The 26,414-nt window shown below is 70.2% G+C and carries 30 protein-coding genes; 13 read left to right on the plus strand and 17 right to left on the minus strand.

Translation table 11 applies throughout. The features are described 5' to 3' along the window. Position 1: 1 nt before the first annotated feature. The 3 genes from ccmE to Q0C38_RS18640 are packed head-to-tail and all read right to left on the minus strand — an operon-like array spanning position 2 to position 1,508. Positions 2–535: a cytochrome c maturation protein CcmE gene (gene ccmE, locus Q0C38_RS18630; RefSeq protein ID WP_291298627.1), complete on the minus strand. Its 534-nt coding sequence runs from the start codon at positions 533–535 to the stop codon at positions 2–4. After that, on the minus strand, positions 532–720 hold the full coding sequence (ccmD, locus tag Q0C38_RS18635; RefSeq protein ID WP_291298628.1) for a heme exporter protein CcmD: 189 nt from the start codon (positions 718–720) through the stop codon (positions 532–534). The genes ccmE and ccmD overlap by 4 nt, the downstream gene beginning before the upstream one ends. After that, the gene (locus tag Q0C38_RS18640) at positions 717–1,508 is read right to left on the minus strand and encodes a heme ABC transporter permease (RefSeq protein ID WP_291298629.1); all 792 of its coding nucleotides are present in this window, start codon (positions 1,506–1,508) and stop codon (positions 717–719) included. Before Q0C38_RS18640 ends, ccmD begins: the two co-directional genes overlap by 4 nt. Before the next feature lie 110 nt (positions 1,509–1,618). Here Q0C38_RS18640 and Q0C38_RS18645 point away from each other — a divergent pair, with 110 nt between their 5' ends. The 4 genes from Q0C38_RS18645 (at position 1,619) to Q0C38_RS18660 (ending at position 3,168) form a co-directional block, all read left to right on the plus strand. Then, entirely contained in the window at positions 1,619–1,915 is a 297-nt protein-coding gene (locus tag Q0C38_RS18645; protein WP_291298630.1) for a YciI family protein, read from the plus strand. Between the two features lie 176 nt (positions 1,916–2,091). After that, a complete protein-coding gene (locus Q0C38_RS18650) occupies positions 2,092–2,511 on the plus strand; it encodes an EVE domain-containing protein (protein WP_291298631.1) in 420 nt (139 codons plus the stop codon). Beyond that, a complete protein-coding gene (locus Q0C38_RS18655; protein ID WP_291298632.1) occupies positions 2,508–2,864 on the plus strand; it encodes a Rieske (2Fe-2S) protein in 357 nt (118 codons plus the stop codon). Before Q0C38_RS18650 ends, Q0C38_RS18655 begins: the two co-directional genes overlap by 4 nt. 13 nt (positions 2,865–2,877) lie before the next feature. Continuing rightward, on the plus strand, positions 2,878–3,168 hold the full coding sequence (locus Q0C38_RS18660; protein WP_291298633.1) for a hypothetical protein: 291 nt from the start codon (positions 2,878–2,880) through the stop codon (positions 3,166–3,168). 14 nt (positions 3,169–3,182) lie between these two features. Here Q0C38_RS18660 and Q0C38_RS18665 read toward each other — a convergent pair whose 3' ends face one another. Next, a complete protein-coding gene (locus Q0C38_RS18665; RefSeq protein ID WP_291298634.1) occupies positions 3,183–5,747 on the minus strand; it encodes a PEP-CTERM sorting domain-containing protein in 2,565 nt (854 codons plus the stop codon). 290 nt (positions 5,748–6,037) lie between these two features. On the opposite strand from Q0C38_RS18665, the gene acs reads away from it, so the two are divergent. Further along, positions 6,038–7,993, plus strand: a complete 1,956-nt coding sequence (gene acs, locus Q0C38_RS18670) for an acetate--CoA ligase (RefSeq protein WP_291298635.1) — start codon at positions 6,038–6,040, stop codon at positions 7,991–7,993. 3 nt (positions 7,994–7,996) lie between these two features. Here the strand turns inward: acs and Q0C38_RS18675 are convergent, their stop codons facing one another. Both Q0C38_RS18675 and Q0C38_RS18680 read right to left on the minus strand, forming a co-directional pair. Further along, entirely contained in the window at positions 7,997–9,106 is a 1,110-nt protein-coding gene (locus tag Q0C38_RS18675) for a tetratricopeptide repeat protein (protein ID WP_291298636.1), read from the minus strand. Positions 9,107–9,233: 127 nt separating this feature from the next. Then, positions 9,234–11,030, minus strand: coding sequence for a hypothetical protein (locus Q0C38_RS18680; RefSeq protein ID WP_291298637.1), 1,797 nt, complete (start codon positions 11,028–11,030; stop codon positions 9,234–9,236). Between the two features lie 158 nt (positions 11,031–11,188). Between Q0C38_RS18680 and Q0C38_RS18685 the strand changes: the two genes are divergently transcribed. Next, the gene (locus Q0C38_RS18685; protein ID WP_291298638.1) at positions 11,189–11,470 is read left to right on the plus strand and encodes a hypothetical protein; all 282 of its coding nucleotides are present in this window, start codon (positions 11,189–11,191) and stop codon (positions 11,468–11,470) included. On the opposite strand, the gene Q0C38_RS18690 is transcribed toward Q0C38_RS18685, so the two are convergent. The 4 genes from Q0C38_RS18690 to Q0C38_RS18705 form a co-directional block, all read right to left on the minus strand. Continuing rightward, positions 11,467–11,814: an I78 family peptidase inhibitor gene (locus Q0C38_RS18690; protein WP_291298639.1), complete on the minus strand. Its 348-nt coding sequence runs from the start codon at positions 11,812–11,814 to the stop codon at positions 11,467–11,469. The two genes, Q0C38_RS18685 and Q0C38_RS18690, sit on opposite strands and share 4 nt — an antisense overlap. Before the next feature lie 18 nt (positions 11,815–11,832). Further along, entirely contained in the window at positions 11,833–12,483 is a 651-nt protein-coding gene (locus Q0C38_RS18695) for a hypothetical protein (protein ID WP_291298640.1), read from the minus strand. A gap of 94 nt (positions 12,484–12,577) precedes the next feature. After that, positions 12,578–12,955, minus strand: coding sequence for a hypothetical protein (locus tag Q0C38_RS18700; RefSeq protein WP_291298641.1), 378 nt, complete (start codon positions 12,953–12,955; stop codon positions 12,578–12,580). A gap of 104 nt (positions 12,956–13,059) precedes the next feature. Continuing rightward, positions 13,060–13,353 (minus strand): 4a-hydroxytetrahydrobiopterin dehydratase, encoded by a 294-nt coding sequence (locus Q0C38_RS18705; protein ID WP_291298642.1) that lies wholly within the window; start codon positions 13,351–13,353, stop codon positions 13,060–13,062. A 39-nt stretch (positions 13,354–13,392) separates the two neighbouring features. Here Q0C38_RS18705 and Q0C38_RS18710 point away from each other — a divergent pair, with 39 nt between their 5' ends. Together Q0C38_RS18710 and Q0C38_RS18715 are read left to right on the plus strand one after the other, a co-directional pair. After that, positions 13,393–13,800 carry a metallopeptidase family protein gene (locus Q0C38_RS18710; protein WP_291298643.1) on the plus strand — a complete coding sequence of 136 codons (408 nt, stop codon included), beginning with the start codon at positions 13,393–13,395 and terminating at the stop codon, positions 13,798–13,800. 1 nt (position 13,801) lies between these two features. Then, entirely contained in the window at positions 13,802–14,482 is a 681-nt protein-coding gene (locus Q0C38_RS18715; protein WP_291298644.1) for a heme-binding protein, read from the plus strand. Here Q0C38_RS18715 and Q0C38_RS18720 read toward each other — a convergent pair. After that, positions 14,448–15,032 (minus strand): uracil-DNA glycosylase family protein, encoded by a 585-nt coding sequence (locus Q0C38_RS18720; RefSeq protein WP_291298645.1) that lies wholly within the window; start codon positions 15,030–15,032, stop codon positions 14,448–14,450. The two genes, Q0C38_RS18715 and Q0C38_RS18720, sit on opposite strands and share 35 nt — an antisense overlap. After that, the gene (locus Q0C38_RS18725) at positions 15,022–15,729 is read right to left on the minus strand and encodes an NAD-dependent deacylase (RefSeq protein WP_291298646.1); all 708 of its coding nucleotides are present in this window, start codon (positions 15,727–15,729) and stop codon (positions 15,022–15,024) included. Before Q0C38_RS18725 ends, Q0C38_RS18720 begins: the two co-directional genes overlap by 11 nt. Before the next feature lie 96 nt (positions 15,730–15,825). Between Q0C38_RS18725 and Q0C38_RS18730 the strand changes: the two genes are divergently transcribed. Beyond that, entirely contained in the window at positions 15,826–16,569 is a 744-nt protein-coding gene (locus tag Q0C38_RS18730; RefSeq protein ID WP_291298647.1) for a ZIP family metal transporter, read from the plus strand. A gap of 3 nt (positions 16,570–16,572) precedes the next feature. On the opposite strand, the gene Q0C38_RS18735 is transcribed toward Q0C38_RS18730, so the two are convergent. Together Q0C38_RS18735 and Q0C38_RS18740 are read right to left on the minus strand one after the other, a co-directional pair. After that, a complete protein-coding gene (locus tag Q0C38_RS18735; RefSeq protein WP_291298648.1) occupies positions 16,573–17,229 on the minus strand; it encodes an SDR family NAD(P)-dependent oxidoreductase in 657 nt (218 codons plus the stop codon). Beyond that, on the minus strand, positions 17,226–18,143 hold the full coding sequence (locus Q0C38_RS18740) for an MBL fold metallo-hydrolase (RefSeq protein WP_291298649.1): 918 nt from the start codon (positions 18,141–18,143) through the stop codon (positions 17,226–17,228). Before Q0C38_RS18740 ends, Q0C38_RS18735 begins: the two co-directional genes overlap by 4 nt. A 106-nt stretch (positions 18,144–18,249) precedes the next feature. On the opposite strand from Q0C38_RS18740, the gene Q0C38_RS18745 reads away from it, so the two are divergent. Continuing rightward, positions 18,250–19,164: a LysR family transcriptional regulator gene (locus Q0C38_RS18745; protein ID WP_291298650.1), complete on the plus strand. Its 915-nt coding sequence runs from the start codon at positions 18,250–18,252 to the stop codon at positions 19,162–19,164. Positions 19,165–19,313: 149 nt separating this feature from the next. Here the strand turns inward: Q0C38_RS18745 and Q0C38_RS18750 are convergent, their stop codons facing one another. Both Q0C38_RS18750 and Q0C38_RS23340 read right to left on the minus strand, forming a co-directional pair. Further along, complete coding sequence (locus tag Q0C38_RS18750; RefSeq protein ID WP_291298651.1) at positions 19,314–19,799, minus strand: thermonuclease family protein; 486 nt, start codon at positions 19,797–19,799, stop codon at positions 19,314–19,316. 192 nt (positions 19,800–19,991) lie between these two features. After that, entirely contained in the window at positions 19,992–20,255 is a 264-nt protein-coding gene (locus Q0C38_RS23340; RefSeq protein ID WP_408870048.1) for a DUF1674 domain-containing protein, read from the minus strand. Between Q0C38_RS23340 and htpX the strand changes: the two genes are divergently transcribed. Continuing rightward, complete coding sequence (gene htpX / locus Q0C38_RS18760) at positions 20,254–21,174, plus strand: zinc metalloprotease HtpX (RefSeq protein ID WP_291298653.1); 921 nt, start codon at positions 20,254–20,256, stop codon at positions 21,172–21,174. The two genes, Q0C38_RS23340 and htpX, sit on opposite strands and share 2 nt — an antisense overlap. Here htpX and Q0C38_RS18765 read toward each other — a convergent pair. Next, positions 21,171–22,883, minus strand: coding sequence for a glycosyltransferase family 39 protein (locus Q0C38_RS18765; RefSeq protein WP_291298654.1), 1,713 nt, complete (start codon positions 22,881–22,883; stop codon positions 21,171–21,173). The two genes, htpX and Q0C38_RS18765, sit on opposite strands and share 4 nt — an antisense overlap. 48 nt (positions 22,884–22,931) lie before the next feature. On the opposite strand from Q0C38_RS18765, the gene Q0C38_RS18770 reads away from it, so the two are divergent. Together Q0C38_RS18770 and Q0C38_RS18775 are read left to right on the plus strand one after the other, a co-directional pair. Then, entirely contained in the window at positions 22,932–24,242 is a 1,311-nt protein-coding gene (locus tag Q0C38_RS18770; protein ID WP_291298655.1) for an RsmB/NOP family class I SAM-dependent RNA methyltransferase, read from the plus strand. Positions 24,243–24,291: 49 nt separating this feature from the next. Beyond that, positions 24,292–26,409 (plus strand): protein-disulfide reductase DsbD, encoded by a 2,118-nt coding sequence (locus Q0C38_RS18775; RefSeq protein WP_291298656.1) that lies wholly within the window; start codon positions 24,292–24,294, stop codon positions 26,407–26,409. The last annotated feature ends 5 nt before the right edge of the window (positions 26,410–26,414 follow it).

Below are 26,414 nucleotides of genomic sequence, written 5' to 3' on the forward strand. Positions count from 1 at the left end.
GTCAGTTCGTCATCCGTGCTGTGCCGGCGCCGGCCGGGGTGGCTGCGTTCGGGCGCAGGGTGTTCCAGTCGCGCGCCGGCGGCGGCGGTTCTCCGGGCTGCCAGTGCCCGCTGCGCTTCAGCGCATCGGCCACCTCCGGCGGCATGTAGGTCTCGTCATGGCGGGCCAGGACCTGGCGCGCGCGGAACGTTCCTTCGGGCGTCAGCGCGCCCTCGGCCACAACGCCCTGCCCCTCCCGGAACAGGTCGGGCAGGATGCCCGTATAGGTGACGCGGAGCGAGGCCGCGCCATCGCTCACCCGGAACCCGATCTGCAGTTGACCGTCGCCGGTCGTCGCACGGTCGACCGAGCCTGTCTCGACCAGCCCGCCGATGCGGATGTTGCGGCCGGGCGGGATCTGTTTCGCTGCCAGATCGGATGGCGAGTGGAAGAAGACAAGGTTGTCCTCGAACGCCGTCAGCGTCAGCGCCGTCGCCGTGCCGAGGCCCAGCGCGCAGAGCATCACGATCCACAGCCGCCGTCGCTTGCGCGTCATGACCCCTGTTGTCCCCTGCGGCGACGCGGGCTCTCCGCCTCCAGCCTGGCGACGTCGTCGCGCGCCGCGATGTAGCCGCGCCATGAGGCGACGGCGAGGGCGACGATGAGCCCGACGCCGATGGCATAGGAGGGCCAGACATAGGCGGCATGCCCGCCCATGGCCCAGAATCCGCTGTCGATCATGCCGTCACCGTCGCCGCGGCTGCGGCGGGCTCGGCCGCCCGGGCGGCCATCAGCGCGCGTGCGCGCCGCTCGAGGATGCCGGCGCGCGTTCGCAGCAACGCCAGCGCGGCAAACACGAACAGGAAGCCCATTGCGGTGACGAGCAGCGGCTGGAGGATGTCGACATGAATGCCCGGCGCGCCGATGCGCGTGACGGAGGCTGGCTGGTGCAGTGTGTTCCACCAGTCGACGCTGAACTTGATGATCGGCACGTTCACCGCCCCGATCAGCGCGAGGATCGCGGCCGGCCTGGCCGCACGCTCGATGTCGTCGAAGGCATTGGAAAGCGCGATGTGCCCGAGATAGAGGAAGAACAGCACGAGCACCGAGGTGAGGCGCGCATCCCACACCCACCAGGTACCCCACATCGGCTTGCCCCAGAGGCTGCCGGTGATCAGGCAGATGGCGGTGAACACAGCGCCGATCGGCGCGATGCCGCGGGCGGAAATGTCGGCCAGCGGGTGTCGCCAGACGAGGCCCACGAATGAGGCGATGGCAAGCCCGACATAGCCGCCCATCGCCATCCAGGCCGCCGGCACGTGGATGAACATGATGCGCACCGTGTCGCCCTGCTGCCAGTCGCGCGGCGCGAGGACGAGGCCCCAGCCGAGCCCGATGACGGAGAGCGAGAGGCCGGCAAGCGCCAGCCACGGCAGCACCGCGCCCGAGAACCGCATGAAGCGGCCAGGATTGGCGAAGCGGTGCAGGGCATTCCCCCGACCGGGTATGGGTGCTGGCGTCCCGTCCATCTGTCGTGACACAGCATATGGGCACTTCCCTGGGGTTTGAAGGGAAACCGGACGCGTGGCACAAGCGACCCACACAGACGTCAACCCTGCCCCCCCGAAGGAGAGATGGAATGCACTTCACCATCCAATGCGTGGACAAGCCCGACAGCATCGACCTGCGCATGGCCACGCGGCCGACGCATCTCGAGTATCTCAAGGCGAACCAGGAGAAGTTCATCGTCGTCGGCCCGGTGCTCGACGGCGAGGGCAAGCCGCGCGGCAGCCTCTACGTCATCGACATGCCCGACCGGGCCACGGCGGAGGCCTTCATCATGGCCGACCCCTATGCGAAGGCCGGGCTGTTCGAGAGCGTGGTGGTCCGCCCGATGCGGATCGTGTTCAAGGACGGGCAGCAGATCGCCGGCTGAGCCCATCCGATAATTCTACTGCCGCAGAACGAATCTTGGGGCCGTCTGGCTTTGCTTCCTGCGCTTCCGGTTCTCACGGCCTCAAGGCCGCTGCGCGCCGGTTCTCGGGAGCATCGCCATCCGACTCACGGCAGCGAATTCTCGAACGGGCTCAGAGGGATGGGGGAGCGTCGCGGATGGCCTACTGGCTCGTGAAATCCGAACCCGATGCCTATTCCTGGGACCAGCAGCTCGCCGATGGCGTGACGCCATGGACGGGCGTCAGGAACCACAGCGCAAAGTTGAACCTCCTGGCCATGAAGCGCGGCGACAGGGCGTTCTTCTATCACTCCAACATCGGCAAGGAGGTGGTGGGCGTCGTCGAGGTGGTGCGCGAGGCCTTCCCAGACCCGACGGCCGAGGAAGGCTCGCCCTGGGTGTCGGTCGACATGAAGGCCGTCGCCCCGATGCCCAAGCCCGTGACGCTGGCGGCCATCAAGGCGGAAGCCTCGCTCGCCGAGATCGCGCTCGTGCGGCTGAGCCGGCTGTCCGTCCAGCCGGTCTCGGCGGCTGAGTGGAAGGCGATCTGCCGCATGGGAGGGCTGAAGGCGGCGTGAGCGGCGAGCCACCTGCCTGGCGCCCCCTCTGCCGGCTCGATGACATCCCCGATGGCGGTGCGCGGGAATTCCCGCCCTCGCCGGGCTCCTACTCAGGACTGTTCGCGATCCGCCGCGGCGAGGCTGTGGTGGTCTATGAGAATGCCTGCCCGCATATCGGCGTGCCGCTGAACTGGGCGCCCGACAGGTTCCTCGACGCGAGGGGGGAGCACATCCTCTGCGGCACCCATGGCGCGGTGTTCCGCATCGAGGACGGGATGTGCATCAAGGGTCCCTGCATCGGCGAGGCGATCGCGCCGATCCCGTTCCGCATCGAGGATGGGGTGGTGCTGGTCGACCCCGACGCACCATGACAGGGACGAGGACATGAGCAGCGTCAACGGTCTTCCGACAGGCTTCATGGCGCTGATGCTGATGGCCGGGATCGCGCTCGCGCTCGGCATCACGGTTCTCGTGCAGCGCGCGCGGGGCCGGCCGATGCGCGGGCCCGCCGCAGCGCTGGCGGCCACGGCGCTCGCCTATCTCGTGCTCGTGGTCGCCGACCAGTTCCGCGCCCAGGCAGAGGCGGCGATGGCGCTCCTGCGCTTCGCCGATGCCTGGGTGCTGGGCTGGGTGCCGGTAGCACTCGCGGTGTGGTGGTTCGCCGCGCGGCACTGATCACGTGGGGCTGATCAGGTTTGGCGGCGGCGCATCACCAGCGTCAGCCCCGCCAGCCCGGCGAGCAGCAGGACGATCGCACCGGGCTCCGGCACCGCCGTCGCCTGCGTCAGCGTCACCCGCCAGATGTCGCCGTCGCCGGTGATGCCAAAGCTCGCGAGATAGCCGGTGGGCAGGTTGAGCAGGGTGACGGCGTCAAAGTCACTGGTGATCCCCTCCTCCGTCACGATCAGGTCGAACATGAAGCTCGCGAGGTCGAAATCAGCGAGCCCGGCGAAATCGACGGTGATCAGCCCATCGAGCACGGCCGAGAGCGCATCGATCGCGCCATAGCCGCCGAGGCCCCGCGTCGTGCCGCCGATGCCGAACCAGGTCTCGGCGCCGATATCCATCGTGAGGTTGCCGGCGATGTCCAGCAGGCTCTGGTCGAGCGAGAGCAGCGCCTCGCCGAACAGCTGGCCGCCATTGGCGCTCAACCCGACGCGCATGTTGCCCCCGACCGTGGCCGTGCTGTCGGCAAGCGCGAGTTCGGCGCGGCTGCCGGGCTGGAAGGAGCCGATGCCGAGGCCGCCGCCGACCGTGAGCGTGCTGGCCTCGAGCGCCATCCGCGCCCGGGACGTCGCGTCGAACGACGACGTTCCGATCGACAGCGCCCCCGCGACGCCGATGCTGCTCGCCGTCGCCAGCACCGTGCCGTCGCCGCCATTGAGGCCGACGGCCATCGAGCCGGCGAACCCCGGTGCGGCACTGACCGTGAGGGCGGCGTTCTGCAGTGTCAGCACGCCGCTGCCGTTGCCCGACAGCCCATCCGACCCGACGAGGACGCTGTTGGCAGTGATGCCGTTGACGGGCTGGCCATTGGGGGGAACGGGGGCCCCGCTCACCAGCAGGCTGCCCTGGCCGCCGAGCACGCCGATCTCGAGAAACGACGTCGTCAGGCTCGACCCGCTCAGCGTCGCGGTGCCGACGGCCTGGTCGGTTGCGACCAGAGGGCCGGAGAATGAGCCAATTCCGATGCGCACGATCTCCGCCGAGATCGCACCGTTGGTGACGGTGAGGCTGCCCTCTGCATCCACCGCGCCGTTGGGGATGACCACGTTCGACCGCAGCACCGTGCCGACGGTCAGCAGGCCAGTGTCGATGGTCCCACCCGTCACCGCGAGGTTGCCGCGCGCACTGCCTGTCAGTTCGGCGGTGCCGATCTCGACGACATTGTAGCCCCGCACGTTGCCGGCCACCGTGGCCGTGCCCGTGACGACAGGGCCGGGGGCGACCGCACCGCCATTGTTCAGCAGGCCCTCCGCGGTGCCGATGCGCAGGACGCCGCCGGGATCACCGGCGTTCACGATGCCGCCGGCCCCGATCGTCGCCGTGCCGGAGGCGATGACATCCTGGCCCTGGTTGGCGGCCCCGCGGCCGATATCGATGATGCGGAAGCCGGACACGCCCGCGGCCGTGAGCGCGCCGGTGGCTGACCCCGTGCCCGGCGCGAACAGGCTGCTGCTTGCCGCCTCACCCACACGCAGCACCCGGTTCGAGCCGGTAGCAGCGAGGCTACCGCCGAGCGTGACGGTGCCATTCGCCGTCCCGCCCAGGTCGATCTGCGCCGTGCCGATGCTGGCGTTCCCGGCAACCGTGAGCGTGCCGGTGCCGAGGGTGAGCACCCCCGTGCCAGTGCCGCCGTTGGCCGCAGTGCCGACGAAAAGCGCGCTGAGGGCCTGTGCGGTCGTGTCCACCGCCCCTGCCGAGACGCTTCCAGTGCCGGTTGCGGCAGCTCCGTTGCCAATCGCCCACGAACCACTGCTGGTCGTGGCCAGGGTGCCGCCGATGCTGACGGTTCCGGTGGCCGCCGATGCCGCTTGAAGACCCTGGCCGACGACCAGGAAGCCGCTTTGCCCAACTGTTGCATTGCCGCCAATGGTGACGCTGCCGGCCGCCGTCGAGGCGGCGTCGCCAGGCTGTCCGAAGACCGTGCCGACATTGGCAAGCCCGGTCACGTTGCCGCCGACCGTGAGCGTGCCGGAGGCGCTGCTGCCGCCCGCGGCAGCCGTGGACGCGATGCCGACAGCGCCGTTCGCGGCGATGACATCGCCGCTGACGGCCATGGTACCGGTCCCAACAGCGCCAGCACCGGCCGCGGAGCCGACGACGAAGGCACTGAACGCCGACCCCGCCGACAAGCCGAGCACGGAGCCGCTGACGTTGAGCGTGCCTGTGGCGGTGGCCCCTGAACCCGCCGCGCCGACGCGCAGTGCGTTGAAAACATTGCCGATCTGGAGATCGAGCCCGGTCACGGTCACGGCGCCGGTTTGCACCGCCGCGTTCCCCGAACCGATGAACAGCGACCGTGCCGAGGGCGTGACCAGGCCGCTCGCCGCCGCCGTGCCGCCGTTGTTGACGGTGGCGTCATCGGCTGTCGTCGGCACGCCGCCGAGCCAGTTCGCGGGGTTAAACCAGTCGCCGAGGGCCGTGTTGTTCCAGGTGACGGCGGCGGCCAGCGCCGGAACCGGCAGCAATGCCGTACTGGCAACCAGCACAACACGGAATGCCGCGCGCGCCACAACATTCGTCTCGATCATCGATCGTCCCCCGACGGATGGAACCGGTCCACGCCGGCTCTGTCCGAGCCTTGTCATTATGGTGAACACGGTCAAGAAATTTGTCCCGCCTTCGGAACATTTCAACCTTTGCGTGTGAGCCGGTATCGCGGTTGTGGATGGCGGGCATCATGCGCCGTGCACGCACCCCTTGCTCTTTGAAGGGACGCGGGGCCATCGTTCCGCAGAATCGCGGGACGGCGCCGAGTGCGGCGGAAAGCCTGCGGCTGATCGATGCCGCGCCGCAAAGGGCCAGGAGGGAAGGGACGACCATGCCAGACACAGCGACCGCCAAGCAGGGCGAGACGCTCATCCCCATCAAGTCCGCGATCGCGGCTGGGGCGCATGTCGATGCCGCTGGCTACAAGGCCATGGTCGCTGCCGAGGCCGCCGATCCGGACGCGTTCTGGGCGAACGAGGCGAAGCGCCTCGCCTGGATGACGCCGCCGACGAAGATCAAGAACGTCTCCTTCACCGGCGACGTCACGATCCGCTGGTACGAGGATGGGGTGCTGAACGCCTCCGCCCAGTGCCTCGACCGTCACCTGCCCGCACGCGCGAACCAGACCGCGATCATCTGGGAAGGCGACAACCCGGCCGAGAGCGCACACATCACCTACGGTGACCTGCACGAGCGCGTGTGCCGGCTGGCCAACGCCATGACGTCGCTCGGCGTGAAGAAGGGCGACCGGGTCACGATCTACCTGCCGATGATCCCCGAGGCCGCCGTGGCGATGCTCGCCTGCGCGCGGGTGGGCGCGATCCACTCCGTCGTGTTCGGCGGGTTCTCGCCCGAAAGCCTGCACGGGCGGATCGAGGATTGCGCCTCGACGCTGCTGATCACCGCCGACGAGGGGTTGCGCGGCGGCCGCAAGGTGGCGCTGAAGACCAATGCCGATGCAGCGCTGAAGCACTGCCCGACGATCAAGGACGTCATCGTCGTCAAGCGGACTGGCAGCGACGTGCCGATGCAGGCTGGCCGCGACCATTGGTACCACGAGGTCTGCGCCGCAGCTTCGCCGAAGCATGAGCCGGCGCCGATGGGGGCCGAGGATCCGCTGTTCATCCTCTACACCTCGGGCTCGACCGGAAAGCCCAAGGGCGTGCTGCACACCACCGGCGGCTACATGGTGTGGGCCTCGCTCACCCATGAGCTCGTGTTCGACTACAAGCCGGGCGAGGTCTACTGGTGCACGGCCGATGTCGGCTGGGTCACCGGCCACACCTACATCGTGTACGGACCTCTCGCGAACGGCGCGATCACGCTGATGTTCGAGGGCGTGCCGAACTACCCCACCGTCTCGCGCTTCTGGGAGGTGGTGGACAAGCACCAGGTGAACATCTTCTACACCGCACCCACGGCGATCCGCGCGCTGATGCGCGAGGGCGAGGCGCCGGTGCGGAAGGCCTCGCGCGCCTCCCTCCGCATCCTCGGCAGCGTGGGCGAGCCGATCAACCCCGAAGCCTGGCTCTGGTACTACCGCACGGTGGGTGATGAGCGTTGCCCGGTGGTCGACACGTGGTGGCAGACCGAGACGGGCGGCATCCTCATCTCGCCGTTGCCTGGCGCGGTGGACCAGAAGCCCGGCTCCGCCACCCTGCCGCTGCCTGGCGTGAAGCCCGTGCTCGTCGATGCCAACGGCGCACTGCTCGAGGGCGCGACGGAGGGCAATCTTTGCATCACCGACAGCTGGCCCGGCCAGATGCGCACCGTGTTCGGCGACCATGAGCGGTTCATCCAGACCTACTTCTCCACCTATCCCGGCATGTACTTCACCGGTGACGGCGCCCGCCGCGATGCGGATGGGTATTGGTGGATCACCGGCCGCGTCGATGATGTGCTGAACGTCTCGGGCCACCGCATGGGCACGGCCGAGATCGAGAGCGCGCTGGTCGCCAACCCGAAAGTGGCCGAGGCCGCCGTGGTGGGCATGCCGCATGACCTGAAGGGCCAGGGCATCTACTGCTACGTGACGCTGAAGACGGGCATCGAGCCGACAGAGGAGCTGCGCAAGGAGCTCGTTGCCTGGGTGCGGAAGGAGATCGGGCCCATCGCCTCGCCCGACGTGATCCAGTGGGCGCCCGGCCTGCCCAAGACGCGGTCTGGCAAGATCATGCGTCGCATCCTGCGCAAGATCGCCGCGAACGAGACGGACGCGCTGGGCGATACGTCAACGCTCGCTGATCCGACCGTGGTGCAGGACCTGGTGGCGAACCGGGCGGGGTAGGGCTCAGCGCCCGCGGAGTAGTCTTCGGGCACGGGCAAGGCTGCGCTTGGCTTCCGCGACGTAGGCCGGTACGCCGCATGCCCGGAGTGCGGCCAGCGCGTTCGTATAGGCGGCGATGGAAGCGGGGAGCGCCTCGTCGTGCCCTCGCTCGCCGAGCGCTTGGAGAGCGTTGCCAAGCTCGCACTGGGTCTGGGCATAGCCAAGCGGTGTCCGCTCTCGGGTGCGCTCCTCCAATGCAGCGCGATAGGTGGTGACAGCGTCGTGAAGAGCCGCGACGTTACCCCGTTCGCCGAGCACCCGGAGGGCGTTGCCGAGGTTGTGCTGTGTTGCGGCCCAGTAGAGCGGAGCCCGCCTGCGGGTGCGCTCCTCAAGGGCGGCGCGAAACGCCGTGATGGCGTCGAGGAGGGGTGCGTTGTCGCCGCGTTTGGCGAGCGCTTGGTATGCGACACCGAGGTTGTTCTGAATTGCGGCCCAGTCGAGCGGCGCACGCTCGCGCGTAAGCTCCTTCGCCGCCTCGCAATAGGCGGTGATGGCATCTCGCAGGGCTGCGTTGTCGCCGCGTTGGCCGAGGGTCAGGAGGGCGTTGCCGAGGTTGGTCTGCGTCATCGCCCAGGCGCGCGCGGCGCGCCCGCGGGTGTGCTCTTTCAGCGCCCGGCGGTATGCCGTGATGGCATCATGCAGAGCCGCGTCGTCGCCGCGTTTCGCGAGGGTGAGGAGCGCGTTGCCAATGTTGTTCTGTGTGTTGGCCCAGTCGAGCGGGTTGCGCTTCCGGTTGTTCTCCATCGCCGCGTTGCGGTACGCCGCGATGGCGTCGCGGATTGCCGCATCGTCGCCGCGCTGGCCTAGCGTCAGGAGCGCATTACCGAGGTTGTTTTGTGTCGTGGCCCATTCGCACGGGTCACGCTTGCGCGTACGGACCTTCAGTGCATCTCGAAACGCGGCGACGGCCTCACGGAGGGCGACGTCGTCGCCGCGCTCGCCGAGGATTGTCAACGCTGCGCCGAGATCATCCTGCAGGGCGGCCCATGCGTCAGGGTTCTCGATCCGGGCAGTCCTTACCAGCGCCGTTCGATAACGCTCGGCAACGCGCCGGAGGGCAATGTCCGTGGTCAATGCGGAAGGACGCATGGTCACCCTCCAATGCTGCGATCACGATGACGACTGCGTTCCCAGGATAAGCCCAGGAGCGCCGCATCGTCAGTAGTGCGGTGGCGATTGTCGGGATGATGCCCGGGCCTCGTCAGTGCCGACGGATGAGCTGCCGTGCCTCTGCGAGCTTGCGCTCGGTCCGCGCGACGCTCTCGTCCTCCTCCGGATCACGGACGAAGACAGAGACCGCTCGCTCGAACGTGTCGATGGCGTTGCGAAGGGCCTCCAGGTCGCCGTGGTGGCCAAGCGTCAGAAGCACGGTTCCGAGCGTGTACTGAATCATCGCCCAGCCGAGCCCATCGGGTTCGTACGCCTGCAGCATCTCCCGATACGCAGTTGCCGCGCCCACAAGTGCTTCACTGTCTCCATGCGTGCCGATCAGATGCAGAACGTCCCCAAGCTTTTCCTGCAGCGCCAGCCATTCATCGATCGACTGCTCGCGCGTTAACACCGCAAGGGCCTCGCGATAGGCAGCGGCGGCAGCCCGCAATGCGTTGACCTCTCCCCGCCGACCCTGCTCGGCGAGGGTGTCGCCAAGCTGCTCTTGTGTCAGCGCCCAGTCCGAGGGTGTGTGTTCACGCGTATATCCGAGAAGGGCGGAGCGATGGGCAGCCACGGCATCCGCCAGTGCGTCGGCATCTCCCTGCCGGGCGAGGGCGCGCAGGGCCTGCGCGAGCGAGTACTGCGCCGCGGCCCACTCCAGCGGCTCACTCTCCGCGGTGAGTTCCTCCAGTGCACCGCGATAGGCAGCCACCGCATCGCGATACGCATCGGGGGTCGCGATCAGCGACAGAACGTTGCCCTCTGCCAACGAGGCCATGGCCCACAGCAGCGGCGCGCGCATGCGCGGAAGCACGCTCCGCGCAGCGCGTGCTGTCTCGAGCGCATCATCCCAAAGCAGGTCATCACCCATTGCGGCGAGCAGCAGGAGCGTTCTGCTCAGATCGATTTGCGTGGTCGCCCAGTCGATCTCGGATCTGTCGCGCGTGCGGATGGCCAGCGCATCGCGGAAGGCATCCACCGCCTCGCGCAACGCCTGGTCGTCGCCGCTCTCCCCCAGCAGGTCCAGCGCGCGCCCGAGGCTGGCGCGCGTCGCCGCCCAGGCATGCGGCGCGCTCTCGCGCGTGCGCACCGACAGTGCCAGGCGATAGGCATCGATGGCGGCATTGAGCGCCGTGGCATCGCCGGCTTGCGCGAGACGGCGCAGTGCGTTGCCGAGATGATTCATCAGCGCGCCCCAGGTCTCCGGCGCGCCGGTTCGCGATACCTCGTCGATCGCGAGGCGGAGAACGTCCACTGCCTCCTGATTCAGTGCCTTGTCGCGCATGGCATCCCCGGCAACGGTCAATGTCACCCCTGTGATCCAAAGCAGCACTGTGATGGACCCGACCTCTCGACCTCTCGCTGGAGCCGAGGCAAGGGCGCGAAGGACGGGCAGTACGGGCGGCAGCAGGGTCGCGGCGAGCGAGTTGCGCCGTAGCAGTCCGGGGGTCGCTATACTCACCGCCAGCGCCCGGAGTTGTGCAGCGAATTCCGCCCTGTCGCCCGCCTGAGCCTCCTCGCGTCCGAACCGCCATGCGTGGCCGGTGAGGTCGAACGACGCGTGCCCGGCTGCAAAGCGGAGCATCACCGCCGCGCCGCCCTCCGCGAGTTGGCCCCAGATGACGAGGTCGGCGCCACTCTCGGTCAGGAGCGCCTCTGCCTCAGGTGTCATCACCGCGGTACGCATCGGCAGGCGCGTGCTGCCCTGGCGAAGGTCGAACCCCGCCTGCCCTTCGAGGGCACGCGCGATCAGCCGCAGCACGTCACCGGACGCGTCGCCATCGATGGGAGCAAGCAGCACGCGCAGCCTGTCAGGCGCGGCCAGGCCGGCCCACGGTTCATCCACGACGCAAGGCAAGGGGCCGGTCATGCGCTACCGTATTGCAGCGCCAGGCCGCCCCATAGCTGCCACGGTTCTTGGGCTGCAAATGGTGCCTCCATGCGCGCCCCAGGAATGCAGACGACTGTGCCACCCCCGGCTCGCCCCATGTTATCCTCCCGCTCATGGACGAGGCCCGCTTTGCGGCGCTGATCCGCCGCCACCTGCCGTTCTACCAGGCGCTCGCCTCCGGCGCGCGACCGCCTGCCACGCCGGCGCAGCGTCGGTTCGTCGCCGTCGCGCGCGGCGAGGCACAGCCGGAAACCGATCATGAGGAAGCCTTCGCACGCTGGCGGGAAGGCGTGGCACAGGCCGATCGGGCGCTCGCCAACGAGACCGCGCATGCGCGCTTCTCGCCAGACAAGGCAGGGCGGTCGGAAGCCCGGCTGAGGCTCAAGCGGCGCTAGCCGCAGCGCGCGCCCGTCACGCGGCGGGCGTCATCGATCAGGACTGTCAGCCGGGCCGGGTCATGGTCCATCGTGGCCGCATCGCGCGGGCCGAGCACGCGGACCGTCCGCACGCCGTCCGCCCGCCATCCCTCCGGCAGCACCCGCCCGCCATGGTCGCGCAGCACGGCTTCGGCCGCCGCGGCGCAGGCCGCCTCGCTGCCGCGCGCCGAGGGTGCAAGCCACATCATGAGAAGCATGATCGCGAGCAGCACCACGAGCGAGGCCGCAAGCCGGTTCCACCGCACGGGGCGGAGCGGGGTGGGCGTCGGGCAGAAGCACTCGTCGGGCCGGGGCAACATCATGGCCCCGGCACTATAGCATCACGCAGCCAGCCAGCGCGCGGGTTCGAGCGGCCAGAAGCTCGTCGCCTGCCCCGCCGGCATCAGCGCCTTGGGCGCCAGCAGTGCCAGGTCATGCGGCGCAGGGCCGTCGAGGCAGCGGGCGGTCCACCAGGCCGACAGCAGCGCGGCCGAGCGATCCTCCGCCCCCTCGTTCAGCGCGCTCCATTGCGCGACGCTCACCGCGAGCGCTGAGCCGACGAAGCCGGGATCGGCCCTGAAGGTCGCCATCAGCGGCCCGGGGCGCGTCTCGTTCAGGCCGATGGCTGGCCAGGCGGCGCGGAGGCGGAGCGCCATCGCCATGCCCTGCATCACCGTCGCCCCCATCACGGCGTTGAGCGGTCGGATGGCACGGGCGAATTCGGGCCTCGCACGACGAAGCCAGGTATCGGCCCGCCGTGCCCCGCCCGCCGAGGTTTCCCAGAACAATGGTGCGGCGATGCCGGCGCCAACAGGCGCCGCGCCATCGGGGATGCGTGCGCGGAACCAGGCAAAGGCCTCGTCGACCCCGCGCACCACGTCGCTCTCCACCGCCCCGTCGCCCAGCATCAGCGCGACGCCGGACCGCCCCCGCCCCTGGTTGCCGGCGCGGCCGCCGGGCTGGAAGCCGAGGATGATGGTGGTTTGTGACATCATGGCACGCCTCTCTCGGGTCACGGATCATGCCCGGCGATGCATCTGAGCAAGCTCGGCTTAAGCGAGGGTTTACGCTTCGGAGACTTCGCCCTCAGGCGCCGACACGGTGCGGCGAGAGCTGCGAATGCCCCTTCGCCTCGTGAATGATCCTGACGAGCAGGGTGACGCCGCTGGCGTCGCCTTCGAGGGCCTTGCCGGCATGGCGCGGCAACGGAACGCCGACTGCCCTGCAACGGCGGATCAGCACGGCTCCGAGATGCAGCGCGCTGAGCTCGGCCTCGGTAAAGTCCTTCGCTCCCTCCGGCATCACCCGGATGCGTGCGAGCAGGGGGTCGGCGAACACCACGACGCTCTTCACCTGAGCGCCTCGCGGGACGATGGCAGGAGCAATGTCCGGCATGTGGTTCTGTATCGCCTCGCGCAGGGCGGGCAGGCCGAAAATGATCCGACGATGCTCCTGGATGCTCACGTCAACGCCTCGACCAATGCTGCGCAGACTGATGCGCCAGCCTGAGCATGCGGGAGGATGGTTGCGCGAGCGTGAACGGCTGGATGCGCGTCAAGCCATCATGGTCAGGTCATCAGCGCATCGATCGCCGCGGCAAGCCTGAGGTCACGCGCCGAAAGCCCGCCCGCGTCATGTGTCGTCAGGACGATCTCCACGCGGTTCCAGACATTCGACCATTCGGGGTGATGGTCGTGCGCTTCCGCCAGCAGCGCGACGCGGCTCATGAACCCCCAGGCCTCGGAGAAATCCTTGAACCTGAAGCTGCGCGCGATCGCGTCCCTTCCCTCGACCATCCGCCAGGCCGGGTGGTCTGCCGCCAGGCCAGCGCGCTCAGCCTCGGTCACTCGTGCGATCGCCATGTGCTTGTCCTCCCTCGTTCCCCCGCCCATGTGGTGAGGATGCGTCGATTCACCACGGCCCCCAGCACGGGCGAGATCATTGCACTGGCCGACGAGGCGCTGGCCTGGGCGGCAGCGCGCCTGCCGCGCCACCTCGCCGGCATCCTCGACGGTGTTCACATCCTCGTCGAGGACATGCCCGATGACGAGACGCTCGACGACCTTGGCCTCGAGAGCCCGTGGGACCTGACCGGCCTGTGGCGCGGTGTGCCGATGACCGAGCGCAGCGTGAGCCACCCCTCCGCCGTGCCGCCCGCCATCCTGCTCTATCGCCTGCCGATCCTGGCCGAGTGGATCGAGACGGAGGTGTCGTTGCCCGCCCTGGTGCGCAACGTGCTGATCCATGAGATCGCCCACCAGGTGGGCTTCTCCGATGACGAGATCGCGAAACTCGAGGGGGAGGAGTGAGATGCTGCGTCGCGCATTCGGCGGGCTTGCCGCGATTGCCGCCGCCGCCGTCACCTCCGCCTGCACGGTGGTCGGCGTGAGGGACGGGACGGAGGAGCCGCGCTACGACGTGGTCGGCCTCGTCAACGGGGCCGAGGTGCGGCGCTACGCCCCCCGCCTTGCCGCCGAGGTGACGGTGGGTGGCGACGAGGTGGCCGCGCGAAGCAACGGCTTCCGCCCGCTGGCCTCCTACATCTTCGGCGCCAACGAACCGGCCGCGAAGATCGCCATGACGGCACCGGTTTCCCAGGCGCCGACGGAGAAGATCGCGATGACGGTTCCGGTGGTCCAGTCACGCCAGGAGGCGGACACGTGGACCATCCGCTTCTTCATGCCGGCCGAATACACCGCCGAGACGCTGCCGCGCCCGCGTGACGGGTCGGTACGCATCGTCATGGTGCCGGAGGAGACCTTCGCCGTGCTGCGCTTCAGCGGCTCCACCGGCCCCGATGCCGTATCGGCGCAGAAGACGCGCCTGATGTCGGCGCTCGCCACCGGCCCCTGGGCGCCTGTGTCCGAGCCCGAGGCGTGGTTCTACGACCCGCCCTGGACGATCCCGAACCTGCGCCGCAACGAGGTCGTCGTCCGCGTCACACCGCGCGAGGCGGTCACTCCGTCAGCGCTTGCGCCACCGCCAGCTTGAGGGCGGGCAGCACTTCCGCCGCGAACCAGGGGTTCCGCTTCTCCCACACCAGTGTCCGCCAGGACGGGTGCGGCAGCGGGAAGTGCCGCGGCTGGTGGCGCGCGTGGTTGCGCACCGCCTCCTCGAGCCGCGTGGCTCGCCCGAGCACCAGGCGCACCGCATAGCCGCCGACGAGAAGCCTGAGCCTCACCGCCGGCATCTGCGGCAGCACGCGCGGGTGCCAGAGTGGTGCGCAGTGTGGCCGCGGTGGTGCATCGCCCCCCTTCGGCTGGCGCCCGGGATAGCAGAGGCCGGTGGGCAGGATCGCCACGCGCGATCCGTCATAGAACCGCTCGCGGTCGAGGCCGAGCCAGTCGCGCAGCCGCTCGCCGGACGGATCGTCGAACGGCAGGCCTGAGAGATGCGCCTTGGTGCCCGGCGCCTGGCTGGTGATCAGCAGCCGCGCGGTGGGCGAGAGCTGGAACACCGGCCGTGGCCCGAGCGGCAGGTCATCGCACGCGCGGCAGGTCCTGAGCGCGGCGATCATCGCGAGGAAGGCATCAGAGGCCATCGAGCAGCCTCTGCACGAAGGCGGGAACGATGACCGTGGCGGGTCCGTGGATCGCCTCGTCGAACAGGCGCGTTCCGGATGACGGTTCGAGGTTGAGCTCGACCGTCCGCGCCCGGCCCCGCACTTCGGCGACGAAGCCCGCGGCGGGATAGACATTGCCCGACGTGCCGATCGAGACGAACAGGCCGCACGCGTCCAGCGCAGCGCCGATGTCGTCCATCGCCATCGGCATCTCGCCGAACCAGACGATGTGGGGCCGCATGCCGCCACGCACGCCGCAGGCAGGGCATGGCGTGTCGGTCGAGAGATCATCGGTCCAGGCATGCACCGCGCCGCAGGCGGTGCAGCGCACCTTCGCGAGCTCACCATGCATGTGGATCAGCGCTGGCTGCCCCGCGCGGTCGTGCAGGTCATCGACGTTCTGCGTCACCACCAGCACCGGTGCTGGCCAGGCGCGCGCAAGCGTCACAAGAGCGTGATGCGCCGCGTTCGGCGCCATTGCAGGGTCGGCGATGGCGCGGCGGCGGGCGTTGTAGAACCCGTGCACGCGGGCGGGGTCACGCGCGAAGGCCTCGGGTGTGGCGACATCCTCGATGCGCACGCTGGCCCAGATGCCGTCGGCGTCGCGGAAGGTGGCCAGCCCGCTCTCGCGGCTGATTCCAGCACCGGTGAGAATGACGATGGGGAAGGCGCTCATCGCTTCATCATAGCAGTGTCGGGATGCGACTGCGTATCAGACACAAATATCTGATATAATTGGACTTTTTCCCCACGCCGTGATGTCTGGGCGGTGATGGAAATCACCCTCGTCCTTGCCGCGGCATTCGTGACCGCGCTCGCCACGGGGCTTGGCGCTGTGCCCTTCGCCTTCGCCGGGCCGGGTGGGATCAGCGCGCAGCGGATCGCCCTCGGCAATGCATCGGCCGCTGGGCTGATGCTCGCTGCGGCCGGCATGCTCGCGCTCGAAGGTGTCAGGCTCGGGCCGCTCGCGGCTTTGCTCGGCGGCACGGGCGGCGTGCTGTTCATCCGCCTCTCCGACGCGATCCTGTCGCGCTTCGAGCATCTCGACATCGGCGCGCTTTCCGGTGCGGATGCGAAACGTGCGCTGCTGATCGTCGGCATCATGACGCTGCATTCCGCCGCCGAGGGGATCGGCGTCGGCGTCGCGTTCGGTGACGGCGCGCCGCTCGGCTGGTTCGTCACCATCGCGATGGCGATCCACAACATCCCCGAAGGGCTGGCCATCAGCCTCGTTCTCGTGCCGCGCGGCGTGTCGTGGCGGGCCGCGGCGGGGTGGAGCGTGTTCTCCTCCCTGCCGCAGCCGCTGCTGGCCGTGCCGGCCTATCTCTCGGTGCGCATGTTCGAGCCGGTCCTGCCCGCGGGGCTCGGCTTCGCCGCCGGCGCGATGGCCTGGATGGCGCTGGCCGACATGCTGCCGGAAGCGACCGCGGGCGCGCCGCTCTGGCGCGTGCTCGCGGTTCTCGCTGCCTCCGTCGCCGTGATGCTCGGGGTGTTCGCGCTGCTGCCTGGCGGCTGACGCTCAGCCCGTGAACACCGTCTCGACTGTCCATTCTCCTTGCGGCTCCTGGTGCACTGCCCAGAAGCGTTCCGCGATCGTATCGGGATCGAAGGCGGTGCCGGGGGCGACCGTTCCCGCGATCGTCACGGTCGCGATATGGATGCCGTCCGGCCGAAGCTCCTCGGCAAGCGCATGCACAAGGCCGCGAAGCCCCGACTTCCCCGCCGTGAGCGAGGCGACGCCCGCGCCGTAGCGCGGGTTCAGCGCGAGCCCGCCGCCGGTGAATAGCATCGTTCCTTGACCTGCCGCGCGCATCGCGGGGTACACGCTGCGCGAAGCGGCGAAGGCCCCGGTGACGGAGGCGGAGAGGTCGCGGGCGAAGGCGGCCGGTTCCATGTCCATCGCCGGGCCCATGGTGACGCCGGCTGCGTTGTAGACCAGCACAGTTGCTGGGTCCTGCGCGGCGGTGATCGCAGCGATCGCCGCCGTCACGGCATCGGGGTCGGCGAGGTCTGCGCCGACGACCGTGACGGGGACGCCGAGTGAAGCGGCCGCGTCATGCAGCGGCCCCTCGCGCCGGGCGATCAGGCCGAGGGAGAAGCCTTCGCGCGCGAAGCGCCGGGCGACGGCGAGCCCGACGCCGGGGCCTGCGCCCGCGATGATCGCAACGCCGCTCATCGCGCAAGTTCCCGTGCCACCGCGTCTGCGTTCTGCGCAATCAGCGTCGGGATGGGCACGACGACGGGCCAGCCTGGCCACGCAGCCTCTGCGTCGGCGACGACTCGCGCGCGTGCGGCCTCGGTCCACGCCCCCTCACGCAGCCTGTCGCGCACCATGCCCCGGAAGGCGGAGAGATAGTCCGCCTGCTCGGCGGCCAGCTGCGCGAGCGCGGCTGGCGTGCCGTGGCCCGGCAGCGCGATCGTTCCGCGGCCGTAGCGCGCCCGCACGCGCTCGATCTGCGTCAGCCATTGCCCTGTCAGCCCGTCAAGCAGGTAGGGCGTGACGCGATTGCCGACGATGTCGGACGCCACCAGGAGGTTCGCGTCCGCGGCGTAGAGCGCCGTCATGCTCTGCGCCTCGCCTGCGCCATGCTCGTCGATGCGCCAGCTGCGGCCGCCGAGCGTGATGCTCTCGCCGTCTGCGATGATGCGCGTGGGCGCGGGAAAGTCTGTCGGCGCCGCGGCGCCGAAGATGCGCTGCATGAGCGGCAGCATCACGGGCTTCGAGGCGTCGAGCGCACGCGCCGTCGCCGCCGAGGCGAGGATGGGTGCCCCTGGAAAGGCGCGCGAGACGGCCTGCAGGCCAGCGGAATGATCCGGATGCTCATGCGTCAGCACGATCGCCTCGACGCGGCGGCCGAGGCCGCGCACGGCCGTCACCAGGGCCTCGGCTTCCGGCACGGTGCGCTGGCAATCGACGATCGTGAGCGCATCGCCGCCGATCAGCAGCCATGTGTTCACCGCCCCCTCGCCTGGCGTATGCAGCGGGCGCACCGATGGTGCCGGCCCTTGAGCACGTGCACTGAACGAGAAGGCCGAGACGGCAGCGGCAGCGAACGGGATTGCGGCGAGCGAGCGACGCGAGATCGTCATCGTGTGGTTGTCCTTGCATGGCACGGCCCTCTGCCGCCACCATCACATTGCCCGCCGTCCGGCGAACACCAATCGATGCAATCGATGTAGAACATGCACACAGTCGATGCCTGACACCCTGCCTGACCTCAACCTGCTCGCCGCGTTCGAGGCGGTCTACGTCGAGCGCAGCGTGACGGCGGCGGCGCGGCGCCAGGGCATCGGTCAGCCGGCGATGAGCGCCGCACTCGCCCGCCTGCGTCGGCTGTTCGACGATGAGCTCTTCGTCCGTGTCGGGGCCGCGATGCAGCCGACGCCGCGGGCAGAGGCGTTGGGCCCCCGCATCGCCGAGGCGCTGGGATTGCTGCGCACCACGCTCGGCAGCGATGCCGCCTTCGATCCGCGCACGGCGACGCGCATCTTCACGATCGCCGCCTCCGACAGCGTCACCCTCGCCGTCGGCCCCGCGATTCTCGCGCTCGTCCGGCGCAAGGCGCCTGGCGTCGACCTCCGCATCGTCGGGCCGGACAAGCGCGAGGCGGCGACGCTGCTGGATCGTGGCGAGGCCGATCTCGTGATCGGCACATTCCAGCGCCCGGCGCCGCGCCTCGTCAGCACCACCCTTTATCGCGAGCGGTTCATCGGCATCGCGCGGCAGCGCCACCCGCTGCTTGCCGCGCCGATCACGCTCGATGCCTGGCTTGGTTTCCCGCATGCGCTGTTCACCCTCCAGCGCGACATGCGGGGCGAGATCGACGAGGTGCTGGCCAGACGCGGGCGTGAGCGGCGCGTCGCCCTCTCCGTCTCGCACCTTCTGACGCTGCCCGCTCTGCTCGCTGCGACGGACCTCGTCGCCGCCGTTCCCTCGCGGCTTGCACCGCTGCTCGCGGGGCAAGGCGTTGGGGAGTTTCCGCTGCCGATCGCGGTGGAGGAGTGGCGGGTGCTGATGCTGTCGTCGCCGGCAATGCGCCGCGACAAGGCGGGCTTATGGCTGCGCGATCTCGTTCGCCGCGCCGCTGCCCCGCCACGCCCGGGAAGGTGACGGCCGCATCAGTGTGGCTGCCGCAGCGGGGGCGTGCGGGGCTGCTGCAATGGCGCAGCGCTGCGGTGCGACAGCAAGGCTCGAATGATGCGTCGGTTGCGGATCGTTTCGGGCCGGCAGCGCGGCCGCGCACCGTTCAGAAAGGGCGGTCAGCCGGGCGCGCGGCGTCCGCGGGGGCCCATCGGTCGGCCGTGGCCCTCGGACAGCAGGGCGGCGGCGAGGTCCTCGCCCGCGACGGTGACGGTGGCGACGACGCGACCGCCATACTTGTCCTGCCCGATCGCCGTGAGAACAAGCGGCGCACCGTCGACCAGGGTGGCGATGAAGGCGCGGGCGGCCTGGGCGCGCTCGCGCTCGCCCTCGTCGCGTGAGCGGAGTTCCGGCGCGTTCACGCCACGGAGCCTGACGCGTGTCACCACCTCAAGGTCAAGCCAGACCCGGGCGCGGACCACCAGCGTGTCGCCATCGATCACCCGCACGAGGGTGGCGGGGACAGGGCCTGCGAGAAGCGCGCCGGGTGAGGCCTCCTCGGCGCGGAGGTGGCCCGGGGCGAGCCAGAGCAGCGCTGCGAACAGCCCGGAAAGGCCCAACCCGGCACGATTACGGAAGCGGAAGGAACGAACGATGAACGACATGCGAGGACGCTAGCGTGCAAATGCTTAACAAAGAATGACCTGACCCGAGTCGCACGAACGAATCGGGACCGTTCCTGCCAGGCATCCCGACCACAAGATGCTGTGTGCGAATCGGACGGGCATCCACAAGCGTGTTCTCATTCCGCGACCACCCCAAGTTCGCAGCCAAAAAACTCTACGAAATCAATAGGTTCAGAAGTCCGTGCAGCGGCCCTTCTGCTCCCAATCGCCGTAGCGGGTAGGCTCCGGCCCCTTGGGGCCGCCGACCTCCTTCGCTGGCGGCGGCCTCGGCGCGTCGGCCGCCGGGAGGGTTGGGGCTGGCTTCGGGGTGGCCTTCTCGTCGGTGCTCATGGGGCAGATGTGATGCGTGCCGGCTTTGTGCCAAGCGGTCGCAGGCCTGATATACCCGCAACGGGACACGACCATCGCGTCATCGGTTCGGGGGATCTGCCGCATGTCGGGCTACGTCAAGACAGCCATCCTGCTTGCCGGCCTCACCGCGCTGTTCGGCGTCGCCGGCCTCGCGATCGGCGGTGAGCAGGGGATGATCATCGCGCTGGTCGTCGCCGGCGGCATGAACATCTTCGCCTACTGGAACAGCGACAAGATCGTGCTGCGGATGCACAACGCGCGGCAGATCGGGCCGCAGGACGCGCCAAGGCTGTTCGCGATGACGGAGGCGCTGTCGCAGCGCGCCGGCATCCCGATGCCCAAGCTCTACGTGATCGAGGAGGACCAGCCGAACGCCTTCGCCACCGGCCGCAATCCGCAGAACGCGGCGGTGGCGGTCAACACCGGCCTGCTGACGCGGCTGTCGGAGGAGGAGGTGGCCGGCGTGGTGGCGCATGAGCTCGCCCATATCCGCAACCGCGATACGCTGATCATGACCGTGACGGCGACGATCGCGGGCGCGATCTCGATGCTCGCGCAGTTCGGCTTCTTCTTCCGCGGCGGATCGGGCGAGAACCGGCCGAACCCGATCGTGATGCTGGCGATGCTCATCATCGCGCCGATGGCCGCGATGATCGTGCAGATGGCAATCAGCCGCTCGCGCGAGTACGAGGCCGACAAGATCGGCGCGCAGATCGCCGGTGACCCGCGCGGCCTCGCCTCGGCGCTGCTGTCGCTGCAGAACTACGCCAAGCGGATCGAGAACCACCACGCCGAGGCCAACCCGGCGACTGCGCATCTCTGGATCGTGAACCCCCTCTCCGGCGCGCGGATGGACAACCTGTTCTCCACTCATCCGGCGACGGAGAACCGGGTCGCGGCGCTGGAGAAGCTCGCACTCGAGTGGGGAACGATGGCGCCTCCCGCCCCGCCGCCGGCCACCGCACGCCGCGTCGGCGGCTCGGTGCCCCGTTCGGGGGCCTAATCCCTCGCGTAGAGCACCAGCGTCAGCCTCTGCCCGCGGCTGTAGTTGAGGCCGCTGATGGTCGTGACCGCCCGCGGCGTGACGCCGAGCCGCGCCGCTTCCGCCATGAATGCCGCCTGGTAGCGTTCACGCACCAGCACGAGGCCGCGTGGCCGCTCGGCCAGATGCTGCGCCGCCGCCTGGCCGTTCGCAATCAGCCGCGTGTCGGTGCCGGCGAGGAACACGAGCGAGGGTTCGTGAAACCCTGCGGTCGCGAAGGGCCGCTCCGACGCTGGCGGGCGGTTGCCCTGCCAATGCGCCTCCAGCGCCGCTGCCACGCGCGGGGCGATCCAGAACGCCTCCGCCCGCGGCAGAACGCCTTGCAGCAGCGCACCCGTCACCACAGGTGAGAGGACCAGGCCGGCGGCGACGAGGCGACGGAGGTCGCAGCTTCTGAGCGCCGTCCACCCCGCCCAGGCAAGCACGGCGGCGGCGGCGAGCACGATCGGGCTTCCCCAGGTGAAGCTGCGCGCAGCGATCGGCACGGCGATGGCGAGTGCCGCGAGCACCGCGAGTGCGACGAACCAGAGCACGGCCGAGGCGCGCGCAAGCCAGCGCGGCGGCTCGCGCCGGGCTGGGTCGAGCAGCCAGGCGGAGGCCAGCATCAGCACTGCTGGGAAGGTGACCGAGACGTAGTGCGGCAGCTTTGTCGGCAGCAACTCGAACACGATCCAGGTCGGGATGATCCAGGCGAGCAGCACGCGTACCGCTGGCGCGGTGCGGGTGGCCCATGTGCCAGGGATCGCCCGCAGCACGACGATGCCCAAGGGGAATAGCGTGAGCGAGGCGAGCAGCAGGTGATAGCCGGGCGGCCCGCCATGGGCTTCGTCTGCCCCCGCCACCTTGCCGCCGAGGTCGCCGGTGATGGCGTCGGTGAAGAAGGCGCCGTCGGTCGCGATCCAGATCAGCACCGCCCAGGGCGTGACGATCAGGAGCGCGAGTGGCAGCCCCCAGGCGGCGCGCAGCGCCCCGGCCCAGCCGCGCGGCCGGCCGGCGCGGCGGTCGGCCACCCAGAGCGCGAGCGCCGCCAGCCCCGCGACCATCGGCGCAACCGGTCCCTTCAGCAGCCCGCCCACGCCAAGCGCGATCCAGAAGCCGGCGGCAGACGCTGGCGTGAACGTCGCCGGTGAGAGGTAGGCGCGGGCGAACAGCCCCATCATCACCGCGATGACGCCTAGCAGTGCCGCATCGGTCTTGGCGATGTGCGTCTCGACCACCACGACGACGGCCAGCGGCAGGGCGAGAGCAGCCAGCAGCGCGGCACGCTGCCCGACGATGGCGGCTCCGAGCCAGAGCGTGCCTAGCGCAGCCGCGATGCCGCCGAGGAGGGACGGGAGGCGGTAGGGCCAGATCGTCGTCGGCGTGGCGAGGCCGAGGGAGGTCGCCGCCGTCACCGATGCCGCCTGCGCCCAGTGAATGCCGACGGGCTTCTTGTTCCGTGCCACGTCGCCGAAGCGGATTGCGACGAAATCGCCCGTCTCGAGCATCTGCTTGCTCGCCTGGGCGAAGCGGCTCTCGTCACGGTCGGACGGGGGAAGCGAGAAGAACCCCGGAAGGAAGGCGGCGAGGCACACCAGCAGCACGAGCAGCGTCGGCCGTCGCGTGCCGAGGATGCGGTCAAGCAGGTCTGGGGCGAGCAGGTCGTGCTGGGCGGGGTGGGTGGCGGCCATGCGCGGGCCTTCTAGCCGCGATCGTCCCGCCGCGCCATGAATGGCCGCATGAAGACCCCCGTGGACAAGAACTCACCCGGCGCCGGCGCGCGCCGCGAGGCCATCCTGCTGCTCGAGGCCGTTCTCGGCCGGCGGCGGACGCTCGACGAAGCCCTCGGCGCGATGGCCGCGATGCCGGGCCGCGACCGTGGCTTCGCGCACCTGATCGCCGCCACCGTGCTGCGGCGCCTCGGCACCCTCGATGCCGTGCTGGAACCCTATCTCCGTCGCGCTCCGCCCGATGCCGTGCGCCACGCGCTCAGGGCAGGGGCGGCGCAGATCCTGTTCCTCGGAACACAGCCGCATGCGGCGGTGGGCGAGACGGTGGCCGCCGTGCGCACCCTGCCGAAGGGCGACAGTTTCGCGGGGCTTGCCAATGCCGTGTTGCGGCGGGTGGCGGAAGCCGGGCAGGCGGCGCTTGCCGGCCTCGATGGCCCTCGCCTCGATACGCCCGACTGGCTGTGGCAGTCCTGGCACGCAGCCTATGGTGCGGCCGGGGCGCGGGCGATCGCGGCCGCCCACGTGGCGGAGGCGCCGCTCGACGTAACCCTCAAGCCAGGCCTCGATGGCGCCGGCTGGTCCGCACGCCTTGGCGCCTCGCTGCTGCCGACCGGAACGCTGCGCCTGGCGGCCGATCACCCACCGGTGCCCGACCTTCCCGGCTTCGCCGAGGGCGCCTGGTGGGTGCAGGACGCTGCCGCCGCACTTCCCGCGCGCCTGCTGGCGGTGCGGCCGGGCGAGCGCGTCGCTGATCTCTGCGCAGCCCCCGGTGGCAAGACCGCGCAGCTTGCCGCCGCGGGGGCGGAGGTGACGGCCGTCGAGCGCGCGCCTGACCGCGCTGGGCGCATCGGCGAGAACCTCGCCCGACTCGGGCTCAGCGCCGAGATCGTCGTCGCCGATGCCGCCGCCTGGGAACCACCAGCCCCGTTCGACGCCGTGCTGCTCGACGCCCCCTGCACCGCGACGGGAACGATCCGCCGCCACCCCGACATCGCACGCGTCAAGCGCGTGCAGGATGTGGCCGCCCTCGCCCCGGCGCAGGATGCGCTGCTCGCCGCCGCCGCGCGCATGCTCCGGCCGGGGGGGCGGCTGATCTATGCCGTATGCAGCCTCGAGGCGGCGGAAGGCGAAGGCGCGGTCGCCCGCGCGCTGGCCTCTGGGGTGGCGCTCCGGCGCGAGCCCTTCACGGCGGCGGAGCTCGATGGCCTATCGCAGGCGCTGACGGCAGATGGGTCGCTGCGCACCACGCCTGCCTTCTGGCCCGAGCGCGGCGGGATGGACGGGTTTTTCGCCTGCCGGCTCGTTCGGACAACGATTTGACGCGATCGTCAGGTTGATCCCCAGGGCGCGTGCGCTAACTGTCCCCTTGATGCTGCGGTCGCTCACCCTGCTCGCGCTGCTCCTCGCCCCCGCACTCGCTGCGGCGGTCGAGACGGCACCCGTGACATCGCCGCGCGCGACCGTGACCGTCGTCTCCGGTGTCGAGGCCGTGGCGCCGGGCCAGCCCTTCCGCATCGCACTCCGCCAGCGCCTCGCCCCCGGCTGGCATACCTACTGGACCAACCCAGGTGACGCCGGCCAGCCGCCGGAGGTGTCGTTCACCCTGCCCGAGGGTGCGGCGGCCTCCCCGCTCGCCTTCCCGACGCCTGACCGCATCCCCTACGGCCCGCTGGTGAATTTCGGCTACGAGAACGAGGTCCTGTTCCCCGTGACGGTGACGCCGCCGGCAACGCTCCGCCCCGGCGACACCTTCACGGTCGAGGCCAGCGGCGCCTGGCTCGTCTGCGAGAAGATCTGCATTCCCGAGGAAGGCGTGTTCCGCCTCGACCTGCCGGTCGCTGACGTCGCCCGTCCTGCCGCGGCGACGGTGGAGATGATGCGGGCAGCCGAGGCTGCGTTGCCGCGACCCTCGCCGTTCCAGGTGTCGCTGGGCTTCGATGGCGCGCGCGGGGCGATCGCGGTCGCGGGCGATGCGTTCGTGCCCGGAGCCGTGCGCGAGGCCTTCTTCTTCCCCGCCGACTGGGGCGTTCTCGACCATGCCGCGCCGCAGGCGATGGCGGTGCGCGGCGGTGTGCTCACCCTTGCCCTGGCCCGCGGGCATGCAGCGGTGCCCGCCTCGGTCGAGGGGCTGGTCGCGATCACCGATGCGGCGGGCGTGCGCAGCGCCTACCTCGTCGCTGCGGCCCCCGGGGCCGTGCCGAGCATGCCGGCGGTCCCGGTAGCACCTGCGCTGCCGCTTTGGCAGGCGATCCTGTTCGCCGTGCTGGGCGGGCTGATCCTGAACCTGATGCCCTGCGTCTTCCCGATCCTGGCGATGAAGGCGATGGCGATCGCCCGCCTCTCGGGGGCGGAGAAGGGCGAGGTGCGCGGCCATGCCGCTGCCTACACGGCCGGCGTCGTGCTGTCGTTCCTGGCCCTCGGCGGCGGCCTCGTCGCGCTTAAGGGTGCAGGCCTTGCGGTCGGCTGGGGGTTCCAGTTCACCTCGCCCGTGTTCGTCGCGGCGCTTGCGTGGCTGATGCTCGCGGTCGGCCTCAACCTCTCGGGCGTCTACGCCGTCGGCGGTCCGATCGGGATCGGCCATGGGGCGGCCTCGCAGGGCGGCAAGGCCGGGGCGTTCTTCACCGGCACGCTTGCCGTGCTGGTCGCCACGCCCTGCACCGCGCCGTTCATGGCAGCGGCGATCGGCGCTGCCTTCGCGATGCCGGCCGCCGCCACGCTTGCGGTGTTCGCCGCCCTCGGCGTCGGCATGGCGCTGCCCTACACGCTGCTCGGCATCGCCCCCGGGCTGGCGCGCCACCTGCCACGCCCCGGCGCGTGGATGCAGCGGCTGCGCCAGGGGCTTGCCTTCCCGATGTATGCGGCTGGCGTCTGGCTCGTCTGGGTGCTGGCGCAGCAGGGCGGGGCGGATGCGGTGCTGTTCGTTCTGGGCGGCGCGGTGCTGCTCGGCTTCGGCCTCTGGGCGCTCGGCCAGGCGCAGGGCGTGGCCGGGCGTGGCCGGCGCATCGGCCAGGGCCTCGCCGCTGCGGCCGTGATCGCGGCTATCGCCCTTCTGCCCAGGGTCGATGTGCCGCGGCCCGCGACGACGGTCGCATCCGTCTCCTCGCTGCCCGACGCAGAGCCCTGGTCGCCCGAGCGCGTCGCCGCACTCAGGGCGGAAGGACGGCCGGTGTTCGTGAACATGACGGCGGCGTGGTGCATCACCTGCAAGGTGAACGAGCGCGTGGCGCTGGGGACCGATGCTGTGCAGCGTGCCTTCGCCGCACGCAACGTCGCGGTGCTGGTGGGTGACTGGACGCGCGGCGACGCGGCGATCAGCGCACTCCTGCAGCAGCACCAGCGCGATGGCGTGCCACTCTACCTGTATTACCCGGCTGGCGGCGGCGCCCCGGCCCTGCTGCCGCAGATCCTGACCGAGGGCATCGTTCTCGAGGCGATCGGCGCCTCCACCAGCCCCGTCGCGGGCGCCACACGCGGATCGTCCACCTAACCCTT

Source organism: Elioraea sp. (genome assembly GCF_022842375.1).
Lineage (GTDB): Bacteria > Pseudomonadota > Alphaproteobacteria > Acetobacterales > Acetobacteraceae > Elioraea_A.